Origin of the sequence: Psychrobacter sp. L7 (assembly GCF_002810365.1) — a bacterium.
Classification (GTDB): Bacteria; Pseudomonadota; Gammaproteobacteria; order Pseudomonadales; family Moraxellaceae; genus Psychrobacter; species Psychrobacter celer.
On sequence record NZ_NEXR01000011.1, the window covers coordinates 34,528 to 49,642 of the forward strand.

General features: G+C 45.9%; 15 protein-coding genes. 9 read left to right on the forward strand and 6 right to left on the reverse strand.

Going from position 1 to position 15,115, the window contains the following annotated elements:
- Window positions 1–58 precede the first annotated feature (58 nt).
- The 3 genes from trxA to CAP50_RS11735 all read left to right on the forward strand — a co-directional run bounded on the left by trxA (window position 59) and on the right by CAP50_RS11735 (window position 3,101).
- Window positions 59–424, forward strand: coding sequence for a thioredoxin (trxA, locus tag CAP50_RS11725; protein WP_256713761.1), 366 nt, complete (start codon window positions 59–61; stop codon window positions 422–424).
- A 551-nt stretch (window positions 425–975) separates the two neighbouring features.
- Window positions 976–2,244 carry a transcription termination factor Rho gene (gene rho, locus CAP50_RS11730; RefSeq protein ID WP_075101945.1) on the forward strand — a complete coding sequence of 423 codons (1,269 nt, stop codon included), beginning with the start codon at window positions 976–978 and terminating at the stop codon, window positions 2,242–2,244.
- Window positions 2,245–2,861: 617 nt separating this feature from the next.
- A complete protein-coding gene (locus CAP50_RS11735) occupies window positions 2,862–3,101 on the forward strand; it encodes a hypothetical protein (protein ID WP_075101944.1) in 240 nt (79 codons plus the stop codon).
- Window positions 3,102–3,566: 465 nt separating this feature from the next.
- On the opposite strand, the gene ypfJ is transcribed toward CAP50_RS11735, so the two are convergent.
- Window positions 3,567–4,454, reverse strand: coding sequence for a KPN_02809 family neutral zinc metallopeptidase (gene ypfJ / locus CAP50_RS11740; RefSeq protein WP_075101943.1), 888 nt, complete (start codon window positions 4,452–4,454; stop codon window positions 3,567–3,569).
- A gap of 589 nt (window positions 4,455–5,043) precedes the next feature.
- Here ypfJ and CAP50_RS11745 point away from each other — a divergent pair.
- Window positions 5,044–5,403 (forward strand): hypothetical protein, encoded by a 360-nt coding sequence (locus CAP50_RS11745; protein ID WP_075101942.1) that lies wholly within the window; start codon window positions 5,044–5,046, stop codon window positions 5,401–5,403.
- A 223-nt stretch (window positions 5,404–5,626) separates the two neighbouring features.
- On the opposite strand, the gene CAP50_RS11750 is transcribed toward CAP50_RS11745, so the two are convergent.
- The 5 genes from CAP50_RS11750 to rpmI all read right to left on the reverse strand — a co-directional run bounded on the left by CAP50_RS11750 (window position 5,627) and on the right by rpmI (window position 10,773).
- Window positions 5,627–5,926 carry an integration host factor subunit alpha gene (locus CAP50_RS11750; RefSeq protein ID WP_075101941.1) on the reverse strand — a complete coding sequence of 100 codons (300 nt, stop codon included), beginning with the start codon at window positions 5,924–5,926 and terminating at the stop codon, window positions 5,627–5,629.
- Between the two features lie 245 nt (window positions 5,927–6,171).
- Complete coding sequence (gene pheT / locus CAP50_RS11755; RefSeq protein WP_075101940.1) at window positions 6,172–8,589, reverse strand: phenylalanine--tRNA ligase subunit beta; 2,418 nt, start codon at window positions 8,587–8,589, stop codon at window positions 6,172–6,174.
- A gap of 102 nt (window positions 8,590–8,691) precedes the next feature.
- Window positions 8,692–9,747 (reverse strand): phenylalanine--tRNA ligase subunit alpha, encoded by a 1,056-nt coding sequence (gene pheS, locus CAP50_RS11760; protein WP_075101939.1) that lies wholly within the window; start codon window positions 9,745–9,747, stop codon window positions 8,692–8,694.
- Between the two features lie 340 nt (window positions 9,748–10,087).
- Window positions 10,088–10,444: a 50S ribosomal protein L20 gene (gene rplT / locus CAP50_RS11765; RefSeq protein WP_075101938.1), complete on the reverse strand. Its 357-nt coding sequence runs from the start codon at window positions 10,442–10,444 to the stop codon at window positions 10,088–10,090.
- Between the two features lie 131 nt (window positions 10,445–10,575).
- Window positions 10,576–10,773 (reverse strand): 50S ribosomal protein L35, encoded by a 198-nt coding sequence (gene rpmI / locus CAP50_RS11770; RefSeq protein WP_011281253.1) that lies wholly within the window; start codon window positions 10,771–10,773, stop codon window positions 10,576–10,578.
- Window positions 10,774–11,284: 511 nt separating this feature from the next.
- Between rpmI and CAP50_RS11775 the strand changes: the two genes are divergently transcribed.
- The 5 genes from CAP50_RS11775 to tatC all read left to right on the forward strand — a co-directional run bounded on the left by CAP50_RS11775 (window position 11,285) and on the right by tatC (window position 14,929).
- Window positions 11,285–11,716: a thioesterase family protein gene (locus CAP50_RS11775; RefSeq protein WP_075101937.1), complete on the forward strand. Its 432-nt coding sequence runs from the start codon at window positions 11,285–11,287 to the stop codon at window positions 11,714–11,716.
- A 125-nt stretch (window positions 11,717–11,841) separates the two neighbouring features.
- Window positions 11,842–12,684, forward strand: a complete 843-nt coding sequence (hisIE, locus tag CAP50_RS11780; RefSeq protein ID WP_075101936.1) for a bifunctional phosphoribosyl-AMP cyclohydrolase/phosphoribosyl-ATP diphosphatase HisIE — start codon at window positions 11,842–11,844, stop codon at window positions 12,682–12,684.
- A 399-nt stretch (window positions 12,685–13,083) separates the two neighbouring features.
- Window positions 13,084–13,350, forward strand: coding sequence for a Sec-independent protein translocase subunit TatA (gene tatA, locus CAP50_RS11785; RefSeq protein WP_075101935.1), 267 nt, complete (start codon window positions 13,084–13,086; stop codon window positions 13,348–13,350).
- A 62-nt stretch (window positions 13,351–13,412) separates the two neighbouring features.
- Window positions 13,413–14,057: a Sec-independent protein translocase protein TatB gene (gene tatB / locus CAP50_RS11790; protein WP_075101934.1), complete on the forward strand. Its 645-nt coding sequence runs from the start codon at window positions 13,413–13,415 to the stop codon at window positions 14,055–14,057.
- Window positions 14,057–14,929 (forward strand): twin-arginine translocase subunit TatC, encoded by an 873-nt coding sequence (gene tatC, locus CAP50_RS11795; protein WP_075101933.1) that lies wholly within the window; start codon window positions 14,057–14,059, stop codon window positions 14,927–14,929. The genes tatB and tatC overlap by 1 nt, the downstream gene beginning before the upstream one ends.
- The last annotated feature ends 186 nt before the right edge of the window (window positions 14,930–15,115 follow it).

Genomic DNA, 15,115 nt, shown 5'->3' on the forward strand with positions numbered 1-15,115 from the left:
GCCGCTTATCATTACTTTATACCGCTGGTCTTTAGCTACACAAAGCAGCGATAATTTGATAAACGACGATAAAGACAATAAAACAAGAGAGATAACTATGTCAGACCTAATCGTAAATACCACCGATGCAAACTTTGACCAAGACGTGCTGCAATCAGACCTGCCTGTATTGGTAGATTTTTGGGCGACGTGGTGTGGCCCTTGTAAAGCCATCGCGCCTATTTTAGAAGATCTAGCCAGCGAGTACCAAGGCAAAGTAAAAATCGTCAAAGTCGACGTCGACAATAACCCACAAGCCGCCAGCCGCTTTGGTATCCGTAATATCCCAACGCTATTTGTCTTTAAAGACGGCGAAAAAGTTGACTCAGTCATGGGCCTACAGCCAAAAGCAGAGCTAGCCAAAGTTCTTGATAAGCATCTATAAGCACTTCTTCAGTGTGGATACGCTTGTGTCAGTCTATCTGCTGAGAGTATCTACACATCATAATAGATGCCAATCAGTAAAAAACCATTGTCCTGCTAAGATAATGGTTTTTTGCTCGTTTTTTATGCAAAAAAACCACTAATACGACTTTTTTGGCAAAATTCATTGACAATGCCATTGTGAAGACCGTATAGTCTGCTGACAAGAGAAAACGAACCGTTTTCCTAAGTGTCTTGTCGCTATTCTCCTCGTGTTTATCAACAAAAACACAATCGTCATTATAAACACCATTACTGAACGAAATGACTAAACACAATTACTGATACTGAGTTTTTGACGCAGACTCTTATGTAGCCTTCTGTATCCTTATTTCTTATTACCTTGCACTCTATTCTTGCAACTTGTATATAAGTCAACACGCAATACCCAAACTACATAACTCTGGCTCTGTGCTCGCGCCCTCTATCGCCATACTATCGTTGTTTTAATCAATGTCGTGACTTGTGCTGCTAATGGCATCTCTCATCTGATCAATTGCTAATGACCTACCTATGAATCTAACTGAACTAAAGAAAAAATCAATCTCTGAGCTATTGGCCATCGCCAAAGACATGGGTCTTGATAATATGGCGCGTAGCCGTAAACAAGACATTATCTTCGCTATCTTAAAGACCCACGCCCGTAACGGCGAAGCCATCTATGGTGACGGCGTGCTCGAGGTCTTACCCGATGGCTTTGGCTTTTTGCGCTCATCAGAGGGCTCTTACTTGGCAGGTCCTGACGACATTTATGTCAGCCCCAGCCAAATCCGCCGTTTTAGCCTAAAGACAGGCGACAGTATCGCTGGGACGATTCGACCACCAAAGGATTCTGAGCGTTATTTTGCGCTACTAAAGGTCGGCGAGATTAACTTTGATACACCCGATCGCTCGCGTCACAAGCTGATTTTTGAAAACCTCACGCCCTTATTCCCCACCGAGCAGTTAAAGCTAGAATTAGGTAACGGTACGACCGAGGATTTGACAGGCCGTATCATCGACCTGATTGCCCCGATTGGTAAAGGCCAGCGCTCTATCATCGTCGCGCCGCCAAAAGCCGGTAAAACCATGCTTTTGCAATCGATTGCCCAGTCTATCACCCGCAACAACCCCGAATGCTACCTTATTGTCTTGCTCATTGATGAGCGCCCAGAAGAGGTGACCGAGATGGAGCGCACCGTGCGCGGTGAAGTCGTTGCCTCAACCTTTGATGAGCCGCCGCAGCGCCACGTACAAGTTGCCGAAATGGTCATCGAAAAAGCCAAGCGCTTGGTCGAGCATAAGCAAGACGTGGTCATCTTACTTGACTCCATCACTCGCCTCGCTCGTGCGTATAACACTGTCATTCCATCATCTGGTAAAGTGTTGACCGGTGGTCTAGACGCCAATGCCCTTGAGCGTCCTAAGCGCTTTTTTGGCGCGGCGCGTAACGTCGAAGAAGGCGGCAGCTTGACCATCATCGCCAGTGCTTTGATTGACACCGGTAGCAAAATGGACAGCGTCATCTTTGAAGAATTTAAAGGCACCGGCAACCAAGAGATTACCCTTGAGCGTGACTTGGCCGAAAAACGCGTTTTCCCAGCGATCAATATCAAAAAATCTGGTACTCGCCGCGAAGAGCGCCTGCTTGATGAAGATAAGCTACGCAAAGTCTGGATCTTGCGCAAATTGCTACAGCCAATGGATGGTGTCCAAGCCACTGAGTTCTTGCTTGAGCGCCTAAAAGAAGCCAAAACCAATGATGAGTTTTTTGAACAAATGAAGCGTAAATCACAAAACTAATGTGCGATGACAAGCTTTATTCATACCAATAGCACCATGTCATTTTTGACATGAATTGATTATAGATATGAAAGACAAATACCAAAAACCGCCTTAGGGCGGTTTTTGTACGTTGGGTCGTAGCAATATAGCCAGACGACAAGCTATAGTAAGTGCTAAATAGAAAATTGCAGCCTCTATAGCGGATCGCCTATATCACACGAAGCAAATATAGCTGCCCTATTTTTAAACATAGATAGCGCTGGCAGTGACAAAAACAGTTAGCGTATTATCAATACAAATACAATGACACTAAGCAAAACCCCTACCAAGGATACAGTGGGGAAACATCTTTTACAGCTTGCTTGCAAAGCTTAGCGCTTTTACTACGCCTAGAGACGAATTGATGGGTTACTATAAGCGTTAGTATAGATATACTCTGCTATCGGGTGCGATAGCAGTACACGTATTGAGATATTGAAAACCCTTAATATAATCTTATGTCTTGCGATAGCAATACAGATTATTCTAAGACAATTGCTGGATTCGCTTGGTATGGTTTATTTATATCAAACACATAGCACTAAAAATCTCGTATTCTTCTTTTGACCCAACTTGATAATTTGACAGGTGATATTATGAAATTTGCTAAAACTATCGCAATGACTGCCATTACTAGCTCTGCTTTGATCATGGGCGGCTGTGCGACCAATGGCTACAACTCTGGCTTGAGCAATACCGCTAAAGGTGCAGCAGCGGGCGCAGCAGCGGGCGCTTTGATCAGAAGTGGCGGCGACAGTAAAGATATCGCTCGCGGTGCACTAGGCGGTGCTGCTGTAGGTGGCGCTGGCGCTTACATCCTAGACCAAACCAGATAATTTGGTTTATAACGGATAGACAGCACTTCTAGACAACACTTCAAGCAGTTTGGTTAGACCAGTCTTTTCAAAGACATATCTTCTGAGTGTTTTAAGCTTAGATAAGTAAAGACGCTTTGAGCTTAAAAGACAATGAGGTGAACTTTCTCATAAGCTGTCTAAATAGTATGTAAAGACAAACAAAAGGCCTGCAATCATTGCAGGCCTTTTGCGATTAGCAGGCATGTATTTTTATTTTAAACAACGATCAAATCAGAATACATCAGATATATGGCTAAAAAATCGTTCAATTAAGTATAGCCCATTCACAACAAAAGGATGATACCGTTAAGTGCGCGACTCAGATACTGTCTTTAAATGTAGGTTGCACCGCTACTGGCCGCGTAGACGACCCAGCACGTAAGGCAGACTGATACCAGTAACGTCATATACTTTTTAGAGTGCGTCAACTCTAACCTATCAGCGTTATAGAGCGCCACTAAAGGTATCACATGCCTGTACATTGCCACTCTGCAGACCGCGGGTAAACCATTGCACACGTTGTTGGCTGGTACCATGCGTAAAATTATCTGGTACAACCGCGCCGCCGCTCGCGCGAGCGAGGCGATCATCACCGATTTGGCCTGCAGCATTAATGGCCTCATCGATATCACCTGCTTCTAAGAACTGTACGCGCTCCTGATTACGCTGCGCCCATACCCCAGCAAAACAGTCCGCTTGTAACTCTTGCATGACCGACAGCTTATTGGCCTGTGCGCGGCTGACTTGACGACCAGCCTCATTCACCTGCTGAGTGATACCAAGCAACGTCTGCACATGATGGCCCACCTCGTGCGATATCACATAGGCTTGCGCAAAGTCGCCTGCCTTACCTTGGTTATCTTGATCCCCTGAGCCTTGCTGATCGCCTGAGATACCTAGGTTTTGACGCATTTCCACAAAAAACGACGTGTCCAAATAAATGGTTTGATCCCCCGGACAATAAAATGGCCCTGTTGCAGCGCTGGCACTCCCACAAGCAGAGCTGACTTGACCATTAAACAATATGAGCGACGGCTCTTGATACGTACTGCCCGCTTCATTAAATATCTGATGCCAAACGTCTTCTGTATCGGCCAATACGACTTTGACAAACTGCGTATCGCGGTCGTCACTGGTGGCAGGCTCACTCGCCGTACTGCCGCCACCGCCTGCCACCACTTGCCCTGTCTGTAATGCCGTCATGGGGTTGACCCCAAAAACCAACCACAAAATACCCGCGATAATAATACCGCCGATACCACCCCCTATCATCTTACCGCCGCCGCGACTGCTGCGCACGTTTGAGCTACCTCGCCTACCTTGCCACTTCATACCTTCTCTCCTTAAATATATGATTTATACCATCATACTATCGACCATTTATACAAGTATTTTTAGGTCTTTATTGTCTGACTCATTGTCGTACCTAGCTTTTACGGTGTCCCCAAGCTTTTTGCTTATTATGTTTTATGACTTTTATATGCCTATCAGTAGCCTTTAACAGATACAGCACAAAAACAAAGCCGAAATTGATTACGTTATCGTAAAATTTACTGACCGCAATACGCCAATTACCGAATACCAGCCATCTTCAATGAAAGCACTACACAACACCAACAGTTAAAGAATATCAAGACAGCAAATATGCTTTTATAATAAGCCGATCTTATTGATTATACGCATATTATTTTGTGTCATTTTCTAAGAGATGATGAGAGGTTTGAGATATAAAATTACATTTACAATTTTATTGTTACTTAATTGTACAGCCTCTTTCCATTCAGAAAGAAAACATATAGAATGCGTGAAAGCTGAGTAGTTGTAACTAAGATTAGTTGAACTCTGAAAAACATCAGATTTCGACCTTTTTTTTGGCTTTTGTTACTACTACTGCTCATTTCATTTTTTCGGAGAAACAACTATGAACCTTAAATTACTTGCTCTAGCTGGTATCATGACTGCATCTATGGGCCTAACTGCCTGTGACAGCAACACTGAAAACGCTGCTGAAGATTTATCTGACGCACAAGAAGAAGTACAAGACGCTCAAGAAGAGCTAAACGAAGCTGCTGCTGACGGCGAAGCTGTACCTGCTGACGCAGAAGCTGCTGCTGCTGAAGCTGAAGCTGACATCGCTGATGCACAAGCTGCAACTGCAACTGACGAAATGGACGCTGAAGTACCTGTAGACGGTACTACTACTAGCGTTGATGTAGCTAGCGAAACTGACACTGCAGCTGTTGATGCAGCTGACGAAGTGGTTGTTGAAGAAGCTCAGTAATTTTATTGGTCACACAATAAACACTGTAGTAAAAAAGAGAGCCTATGCTCTCTTTTTTTATATCTGCTATTTAAGCAAAATGATAGCAGGATAGCCTGCTAACTAGATGGACACCGATTTTTTGTGCTAAGCTAGTAGATAAGAGATACCCAAAAAAGTCCCTATTAAACAGCGTTATCTTTGGTTCTTTTTCTCTGAGCAGGCCTATGTGTATAGACAAAGACTAAGCATCAAACAAACGCTCATCAACCTGCTGGCGAAATTTCTGACCTGTCTTAAAGGTCACCACTCGGCGCGCAGATACGGCAACGGGCTCCCCTGTCTTTGGATTGCGACCAGGGCGGCTATTTTTGTCTTTTAGCTCAAAGTTGCCAAAGCCTGAAAGCTTGACTTCTTTGCCATCGATCAAACTCTCTGACAATTCCTCAAAAAAGCGCTCTACCAAACAGCGGCTATCTTGGCGCGTTAGGTTTAGGTGGCTCATCAAGTGCTCAATCATGTCAGATTTGGTTAAAGTGCTCACAGTACGACTCCTATGCTATGTCGTGATGTCGAATATCATGGTTTAGCGGTATGAGGGGATAGCAGTTATTATAAAGGTTTTTTGTGGTCTTTTTAATATAGACGTTATAAAATCTCTTTTATTAATAACCACTTACCATTTTTTAGACAAAAAACGTCTCGATCATAATTTTTTTGACAAATAAGACACCACAGCCTTTTAATTAAAAAAGGCCATGATGCGTTATTAGTTTTCGGGTATAGAGGTTAGCTGTCACGCAGCTGTACTGAATGCTGCTCAATCAAAGCGTGAACGACTTTATCAGTGGCAGTTTTTACTGCCTCGTCAGATAGGGTTTGTGACAAATCTTGCCATATCAGAGCAAATGCAAGCGAGCGCTGACCTGTCGGTACTTTGTCACCTTGATAGACATCAAATAACCACATATCACTCAATAAGGCTCCAGCAGCACGGCGCACCGTCGACTCTAGCGTCTGTAGGCTAATCTCGGTATCTACCAAGATGGCGATATCACGGCGCACTTGTGGAAACTTACTTGGCGTGGTGATGTCATGCTGCTCGCGGGCCAAGTTAAGCAGCGGCGCAAGCGATAGCTGGGCAACCCAAGTGGCAGGCAGATCCAGCTGTTTTGCGGTGCTCGGATGCAGCTGACCCAACCAGCCGACATAGATATCATCGATATATAGCTTGGCGCTTTGACCAGGGTGCAAAAACGCTAGCTGACTGCGCTCATAGCGTACGCGCGCACGATCGATTTGGGCTGGAAGTAGCTGCTCGATATCGTGCTTGAGATCATAAAAATCTAAAGCTCGGTTTTGGTAAGCTTGTTCATCCCAAATATCGCCAACTGCGACCAGCGCCATGCTCGGCGTCTGCACCAAGTCACTGACACTCTGACCGACAAAGCTCAGACCCGTTTCAAAAAAACGTACACGCGGCTGCTGACGATTGAGGTTGTATTGTACACAAGGCAACAAGCTTGAAAGCAAAGTACGGCGCATGACCGCCAGATCGCTTGAGATCGGATTGGCCAATGCCAACACTTCACCTAACGCTTCATCATCAAGTAGCGTCTCAAGTTTGGCATCACTAAAGCTAAAACTAATCGCTTCCATATAGCCATTATTGACGAGTGCCAGCTTCATCTCATGCGTCAAATCAGCCGTATCATCATAATCCATACTGACTTGCAGATGCGGCAGGACGCTTGGAATATTGTCATAACCATAGATACGGGCAATCTCTTCGATAAGATCCTCGCGAATACTCATATCAAAACGATACGACGGCGGCGTACAGATTAGACTCTCTGCTTGCTGCGCGACCTCAAAGCCCAGCTGGGTTAAGATACGCACCATGACCGCAGGCTCTATCTCGATACCGACGACTTCACGGACTTTGCTGATTGGCAAGGTAATCGGCGTACGGGCTGGCAAGTGCTCGCTGTTTTCTACTTTTACTATTTGCCCAGCTTGTCCGCTTGTGACACTAGTAATCAAATCAACAGCACGCGCCAAAGCAAGCGCTGGCAGCTCAAAGTCTACCCCGCGCTCAAAACGCTGTGAGGCATCGGTATGCAAACCAAAACGACGCGCGCGCGCCGCGATAGCCAACGGATTGAAAAACGCACTTTCTAAAATAATATTGGTGGTGCTATCGGTGACGCTACTGCGCTTACCCCCCATGATTCCCGCTAAGGCAAGCACGCCCTCATCGTCGGCAATCACCAGCTCATCACCAGTTAGGGTAATGGTTTGCTCATTTAGTAGCGTCAATGTCTCTGCAGGCTGCGCCAAACGCACCACGATATCACCTTGAATGGTATCGGCATCAAACGCATGTAATGGCTGACCAAGCTCTATCAATACATAGTTGGTCACATCCACCAAAAAGTTATGCGAGCGTAGTCCTGACTGCACCAAGGCATCAGCCATCCATTTTGGCGTATCGATACTGCGATCAATATTGCTAATTGATTGTAAGAGATAGCGTGGGCAAGCCTCAATGGCACTAACGGTGACCGCAGGCGTTGCATCATTGTCCGTTACCGCTACATCAGTGGCAATCTCCGGCTGCTGCATCGGCAGATCATTGATCACTGATATCTCACGGGCAATACCGCGGACGCTAAAGCAGTCGCCGCGGTTTGGCGTGATAGAGATATCGAGTATTTGATTGTCTAAACCTAGGTAGTCACGGATATCAGTGCCAATTGGGGCATCTTCAGGTAGCTCAAGTAGGCCATCTATATCATCGACTAGGTCAATTTCAGAAGCACCGCATAGCATACCGTTTGAGGCCACGCCGCGTAGTTTACTTTTTTTAATCTTAAAGCCTGATTTACCATTACTGACATCATCACTCGGCAGTACCGCCCCAACGGTAGCAACAGGCGCTTTCATACCGACCGTCACATTCGGCGCGCCGCAGACGATTTGTAATGGCTCAGACTCACCAATATTTACCTGCGTGACGCGCAGCTTATCGGCATCAGGATGCGGCTCGACACTGATGACTTCACCGACCACCACACCGCTAAAGGCTCGGGCAACGGCAAAGCGATCATCAATCTCAAGCCCTGCCATGGTCAGCTGTTCGGCCAATTGCTCGCTGGTATTATTGGGGTTCACCCATTGACGTAGCCACTGTTCGCTAATTTTCATAAATATCTCGGATCAGAATTTTGTAATAAAGATGTTGGAGTAAAGCTTGGCACATACACTTGTTATATCAACAAGGCGCGCTTTTTATATAAAAAAAGCACTCTAGCCAAATTGCTTTAAAAAGCGCACGTCATTTTGGAAAAACAAACGCAAGTCATCGATGCCATAATACAACATGGCAAAGCGCTCAATACCCATACCAAAGGCAAAACCGGTGTATTTATCGCTATCGATACCGCAGTTGGTCAGCACCTGCGGATGCACCATACCGCAGCCCATCACTTCTAGCCATTTGCCATTGTCATCGAGGATATCCACTTCAGCAGAAGGCTCAGTAAATGGGAAAAATGACGGACGAAAACGTACAGTCAATTCTTTGGCAAAAAACGCCTCTAAAAACTCACTGATCAAACCCTTTAGCTCAGCAAAGGTGCTCGACTCGGTCACCATCAGCCCTTCTAGCTGGTGAAACATCGGCGAATGCGTTTGGTCTGAGTCGTTACGATAGACGCGGCCTGGGCAAATGATACGAATCGGCGGCTCGTTCTTTTCCATGGTGCGAATCTGTACCGGACTGGTGTGCGTACGCAGCAAGTAGTGCGCATCAAAATAAAACGTATCGTGCATCGCGCGCGCAGGGTGATGGGAGGGAATATTAAGCGCTTCAAAGTTATAGTAGTCGCTCTCAACTTCAGGGCCTGTCGCGACGTTAAAACCAGCCTGCACAAAGTACTGCTGCATACGCTGGGTCACCATCGTCACTGGATGCAAATGGCCTTTTTGACCACCGCGCGCCGGCAAGGTGATATCGATACTCTCGCTTGCAAGCTTGGCATTCAATGCAGCGACTTCTAGCTGCTGCTGCTGCTCGGTGAGCGCCTGTCCGATACGGCTACGCACACTGTGCAACCAGCCGCCGTAGGTTTTTTTGTCATCGCTACCAAGCTTACCCATCTGTTTTGACCAGCCGGTAAGCGAGCTTTTTTTGCCCGTTAGCTGTACACGCAAGTCTTGTAGGGTACGCGCGTCATTTACTTGCAAAATTAGCGCTTCAGCAGCACTGGCAAACTCATTGAGCTGTGATTCATTTAGCTCATCAAGCTCTGAGGACAAGGTCGGTAGCGCCGACAAATCGGTGATAGCAGCAGGGGTAGTCATAAGACGCATTATTCCTGATTTAAACGGACTATTAAGTAAGTATGGTGCTTGGTAATTGTAGGGATTTGACCAAATATTGCAAACCATTTGCTCGGTTATCTCACGATGATCATGAGTGATGCTAATGGCTTGAATATGTAGACATATATATCTAGCAAAATAGATATTTAGCAAAAATGCGTGTGTTTAACCGCAATAGTGATGACGCCAAAATAATTTACTATAAAAAAAGCCACCGACCAGCGGTAGCTTTTATTAATATCGTACTATTAATCAATATTAGTCCGATCCATCTAGGTATTTGCTAAAAAAGCAAGCCACCTAACGGAAAGGGTAATATTTAGGCCAATTCCGCTTTTGCTTTTTCGACCAATGCGGTGAAAGTAGCTGCATCATGCATAGCGATGTCAGCTAAGACGCGACGATCGATTGCGATGTTTGCTTTTTTCAAGCCATTGATAAAGCGGCTATAGCTTAAGCCGTTGATGCGAGCACCAGCATTGATACGTGCGATCCAAAGACGACGGAAAGTACGTTTTTTGTTGCGACGGTCACGATAAGCATATTGACCAGCTTTGGTCACTGCCTGTACCGCTACGCGGTAAACACGTGAACGGGCACCGTAGTAGCCTTTAGCACGCTTTAAGATTTTTTTGTGACGGCGATTTGCCTGTACACCACGTTTTACACGGGCCATAAATTACTCCAAGATTTTTTAATCATTATGAAACGAATCACGATGTCATTATATAAGTGAATACCAGACATCGTTATCAGATTGCAAAGTCAAATACCTTTAATACATTAAAGCTAAGTGACCATAGGCTATTAGATGTATGGGCACATACGACGAACTGCTGCTTCGTCAGACTTGTCCACCATCTTTAGACCGCGCAACTGGCGAATACGCTTAGCTGATTTCTTGGTCAAGATATGGCTTTTGAAGGCTTGCTTACGCTTAAAGCCATTCGCTGTTTTTTTGAAGCGTTTAGCGGCACCGCTTCTGGTTTTCATCTTAACTTTCATGATGAGTTGCCTCTTTGTCTTTGATAGAACCTGGTCGTCAAATCGTCAGTCATAAATAGTGGCTTTAAAAACAACCACTAAACTGTTATTTGCCTCGAGGTGGGAGGCGCTATTTTAGCAGATAGCGCTCTGTTTTGCCAAGTGAATTTTCGCCCAAGCGCTCAGCTGTTTATATAGCCAGCGCTTTTAGTAAGCGTATATCACTATGGCTCCCCTACACTCCGCCCAATAGCCTGCCGCAAAGACGGCGATACACTTTATAGGATCGGGTCATAAAGTCGGGTCATAAAATCGGGGATTTTTTTGCAAATAGATTGAATGTGAGACAAAGCTGTGCTTAAGTAGAGGTTTGGCTTGACTGCTTATCGTGCACGAATTGTATGCCAGTAACGATAGCCATTGACTCGGTATTATGCTCATCCGTTTTATGACCATAATCCGTTCTGACGCTGTACACCTATAACATGATTGGCAACCCCCATCATTGCCTGCCATCACTCTAGGAGATAACGTGTCAAATCAAGAGTTAGACTTTGATGACAGCCTATTTGTATTTGAGACAGTGATGCGAGTGCGTCATACTGAAATCGATAGGAGTCAGCATATCTCGTTTGAAGCGTTGACCGCTCTGCTTTGTGAGGCGCGGCATCGGTTTTTGCATGCAAAAGGTATACAAGAGATCAATGCGGACCATCGAGGACTGATCATCGATGGCATACAGCTAACCACCAATAGCCGTGTACGGGCGCGCGAAGAGCTGTTGTTTGAGGTGGGGGTCGAGCCGCTGTATGATAACGGCGGCCATATGATCATCAAAATATCGCGTATGTATGGTGGCGAGGTGGTGGCAAAGGCACGGATCCATTTTATCAACTACGATTTTCACCTCAACAAAACCGCCGCCTTGGATAAAGACACAAAAGCGGCGCTATATCCGCATTGATTTAGGCTGTGATGCCCTTGACGCTCTGAACCCCTATCACCATTAGGCCAAAATGTCACATAGAGGGTCGAGCACAGCCCCACTAACTATCTATTTCCTATTTCTCATCACAAGACAGACATATTATGACTTTACCTGCTTGGCTTGCCGCCATAAAATTTAATGCTGATGGTTTGATTCCCGCTATTGCTCAAGATCATAAATCTGGGCGTATCCTCATGATGGCATGGATGAATAACGAAGCCCTCCAGCTTACCGCCGAGACAAAGACAGCGGTGTATTTTTCGCGCTCGCGTGGTCAGTTATGGCACAAAGGAGAATCGTCAGGTCACACCCAGACAGTCCATGATATCCGCTTAGACTGCGATGCAGATGTGATTGTGCTGAGCGTGACACAAGCGGGCGGCATCGCCTGTCATACAGGACGTGAGTCTTGTTTTTATCAGCGTTTAGACTTATCAGGCGCGCAGCCTCAATGGCAAACGGTGGATAAAGTATTAAAAGATCCGGCAGAGATTTATGCGTCTACTTCGGCTGCCGAGGCCGTCTCTAACCCCCAACGTCACGATGCCAGCACTAAAGGGACTACTAAAAAAGAGACTACTAAGATCGATACCAACTCGATTTTACAGCAACTAGATCAGGTATTAGCAGAGCGCAAACACGCCGATGCTGACAGCTCTTATGTGGCAAGCTTGTACGCAAAAGGCCTAAACAAGATATTAGAAAAGGTGGGCGAAGAGAGCACCGAGAGCATCATCGCTGCCAAAGACTTGGCTATCTGTGACGTTTCTGGCGATCAAGCACACTATGATGCCGCGCGTCATGAGCTTGTCTATGAAGTGGCTGACGTGTGGTTTCATACGTTGGTCGGGCTGGCATGGTTTGATATCGAGTCAGACGCCATCTTACACGAGCTGGGCCGACGCTTTGGTCTCTCAGGCATCGATGAGAAAGCGTCGAGATAACCTATCATATAGTGAGTTCAGTATAAAAAAGATACAGTAGGACTGGGATAAATTTTTCGCAGCCTCTGTCTGCGTAGGCATAGCACGCAAGGAAAATTTAGACCAGTTCCACGTTGATATATAATGTCTCTGTTTTATTTAGGATTGACTATATGTCGAAAACAAAAGTGCCACTACCTATTTACTCTGTGTGATTGTTGCGACTTTCACCTTTTTGTCATAAGGGCAAGGTATAATAGTATTTTTACGTCAGCGTTATGTCTGTATTTTTGTCAAATAGATCAGTATTCTATAAAATAACAGTAGCGCGGTGGCGGCAATACTGATGCCAACAACTAAAGAGCAGCATTCACACTCAGAAATCTCAGACATGAGGTCTCAGACATTAAGGATATCATTATGGGCAGTTTTTCTATTACGCATTGGCTGATATTACTGGTGGTGGTGGTGGTGGTATTTGGCACCTCAAAGCTTAGAAATGCCGGCAAAGACTTGGGCGGTGCGGTCAAAGGCTTTAAAGACGCAGTCAAAGACGAAAATGCTGAGCATGCCAAAAAGCAAGTGGTACTCGATCACGACGGCGCAGCTCATCCAGCAGAGCGCCAAGCACCTAATAAAGTCGATGAGCATAGCAGCACGCTCCCTACTGACGATAAGCATCATTGATCATAGCAAATACCATGCTAGGTATAATGCCGCTAGCATCTAGATAGTGACAATCCACCATTATGTTTGATATTGGGTTTTCTGAATTACTGCTCTTTGGCGTGATTGCTTTGATCGTCTTGGGCCCCGAAAAGCTGCCGCAAGCGGCGCGCACGGCTGGGCAGTGGTATGCCAAAATTCGCCGTACTGTCTCTACCCTACAATCGGAAATAGAGGCTGAGCTTGACTTGGCCGAGACTCGGCAACAAATGCAAAAAGAGCTGGCAAAAATCCGTCAGACAGAGGCGGAGATGAGACGTGAAATGGCAGAGATGCGCGGCAGTATGCAAGAGTTTGAGTCGTCACAGAACCGCGCCCTAACAGCCTATCCGCATGCAGAGCATCAGCCTGTGATTAACGATGATACAGCGCGTCACAAGGCTGATACTGCGCGCAATACCGTAAACGAGCAGCCTGAGGTGGCAACAGCATTTGCGCACGCCTATGAGCATAATGAGCCTTCTGACGGCATCGATCAGCAAACAGCACCGCCCATCATGACCAAACCTTGGGAAAACATGTGGTTTCGCCTCGGTGATTATGATAAAGCACGCCGCCTACCCGCTGCCCCCTATCTCCCCAATTATCAAGCAGATATCCTATTAAATAGCGCGCCTGCCAATCCTAACGCCTCACAAGCGTCTGCCCAGATGCAGGAGGCCGACTGATGGATTTGTTTAAACGCAAAAAAAGCCGACAAGAAAAAATCGGCGATACAGGGACAGAAAAAACCCGCTCAGCCGATATGGCTTATGATAGCGATGATGGGGATATGTTAAGCTCGCTTGGCGATATGCCCATCACCGAGCATCTCATTGATTTACGCCGTCATCTGATCAAAATATGCGTGGCGGTGCTGGTGGTATTTTTGGCCTTAGTTGGGTTTTCACGCGAGCTTTATAACCTGTTATCGGACCCATTGGTCGCGCAGTTACCTGCCAACTCGACAATGATTGCTACCGATATCACCTCAAACTTTATGGCGCCGATACGCTTGAGTATCTTTGTCGCCGCCTTTGTGGCCATGCCTTATATCTTGTATCAAATTTGGTCATTTGTCGCCCCAGGTCTGTACAAAAAAGAAAAAAAAGTCGCCATTCCAGTGCTGATGTCTTCTATCGTATTGTTTTATGCTGGGGTGGCATTTTCTTATTTTATTGTGCTCAAAGGGGTTTTGAAATTCTTTATTACCTTTGCGCCGCAAAACGTCTTACCCATGACAGATATCGACAGTTATTTGAGCTTTGCATTAAAGCTTTTTATGGTATTTGGCTTGACCTTTGAGATACCAGTCGTCACCTTACTGTTGATATTGGCCGGTATCGTCTCCATTGACAGCTTAGAGGATAAACGCCGTTATATCATCGTTGGCTGCTTTGCCATCGCGGCCGTGGTGACACCACCTGATGGGGTGTCGATGTTGATGCTGGCTTTTCCGATGTGGCTGCTGTTTGAGCTGGGGCTGTTTTTGGCGAAGATTTTGATTAAAGAAGAGCGCCGCCCTGCTTTGGCAAATGAGAGTCAACTGGATAAAAAGTAATACCTTGGACAACAAACAACGCCGTTGATGATAAGCTACGCCTCTGACGACTATCGGTATTTGACAAGCGCCATCGACCTCATCGCCAGCCATTGTTTATGCAGTGGCTTTTTTTGCCTTTATGGTTTTTGACCCTATGGCTTTGCCCTTATAGCTGTTGTCCTGTCTTGTTTGTCCGCAGATTTT

Bases quoted from the DNA above. Each gene is read 5' to 3' on its own strand.
- rho (WP_075101945.1), top strand. From the start codon at position 976: ATGAATCTAACTGAACTAAAGAAAAAATCAATCTCTGAGCTATTGGCC.
- CAP50_RS11735 (WP_075101944.1), top strand. From the start codon at position 2,862: ATGAAATTTGCTAAAACTATCGCAATGACTGCCATTACTAGCTCTGCT.
- ypfJ (WP_075101943.1), bottom strand. From the start codon at position 4,454: ATGAAGTGGCAAGGTAGGCGAGGTAGCTCAAACGTGCGCAGCAGTCGC.
- CAP50_RS11745 (WP_075101942.1), top strand. From the start codon at position 5,044: ATGAACCTTAAATTACTTGCTCTAGCTGGTATCATGACTGCATCTATG.
- pheT (WP_075101940.1), bottom strand. From the start codon at position 8,589: ATGAAAATTAGCGAACAGTGGCTACGTCAATGGGTGAACCCCAATAAT.
- pheS (WP_075101939.1), bottom strand. From the start codon at position 9,747: ATGACTACCCCTGCTGCTATCACCGATTTGTCGGCGCTACCGACCTTG.
- rplT (WP_075101938.1), bottom strand. From the start codon at position 10,444: ATGGCCCGTGTAAAACGTGGTGTACAGGCAAATCGCCGTCACAAAAAA.
- rpmI (WP_011281253.1), bottom strand. From the start codon at position 10,773: ATGAAAGTTAAGATGAAAACCAGAAGCGGTGCCGCTAAACGCTTCAAA.
- hisIE (WP_075101936.1), top strand. From the start codon at position 11,842: ATGACTTTACCTGCTTGGCTTGCCGCCATAAAATTTAATGCTGATGGT.
- tatA (WP_075101935.1), top strand. From the start codon at position 13,084: ATGGGCAGTTTTTCTATTACGCATTGGCTGATATTACTGGTGGTGGTG.
- tatB (WP_075101934.1), top strand. From the start codon at position 13,413: ATGTTTGATATTGGGTTTTCTGAATTACTGCTCTTTGGCGTGATTGCT.
- tatC (WP_075101933.1), top strand. From the start codon at position 14,057: ATGGATTTGTTTAAACGCAAAAAAAGCCGACAAGAAAAAATCGGCGAT.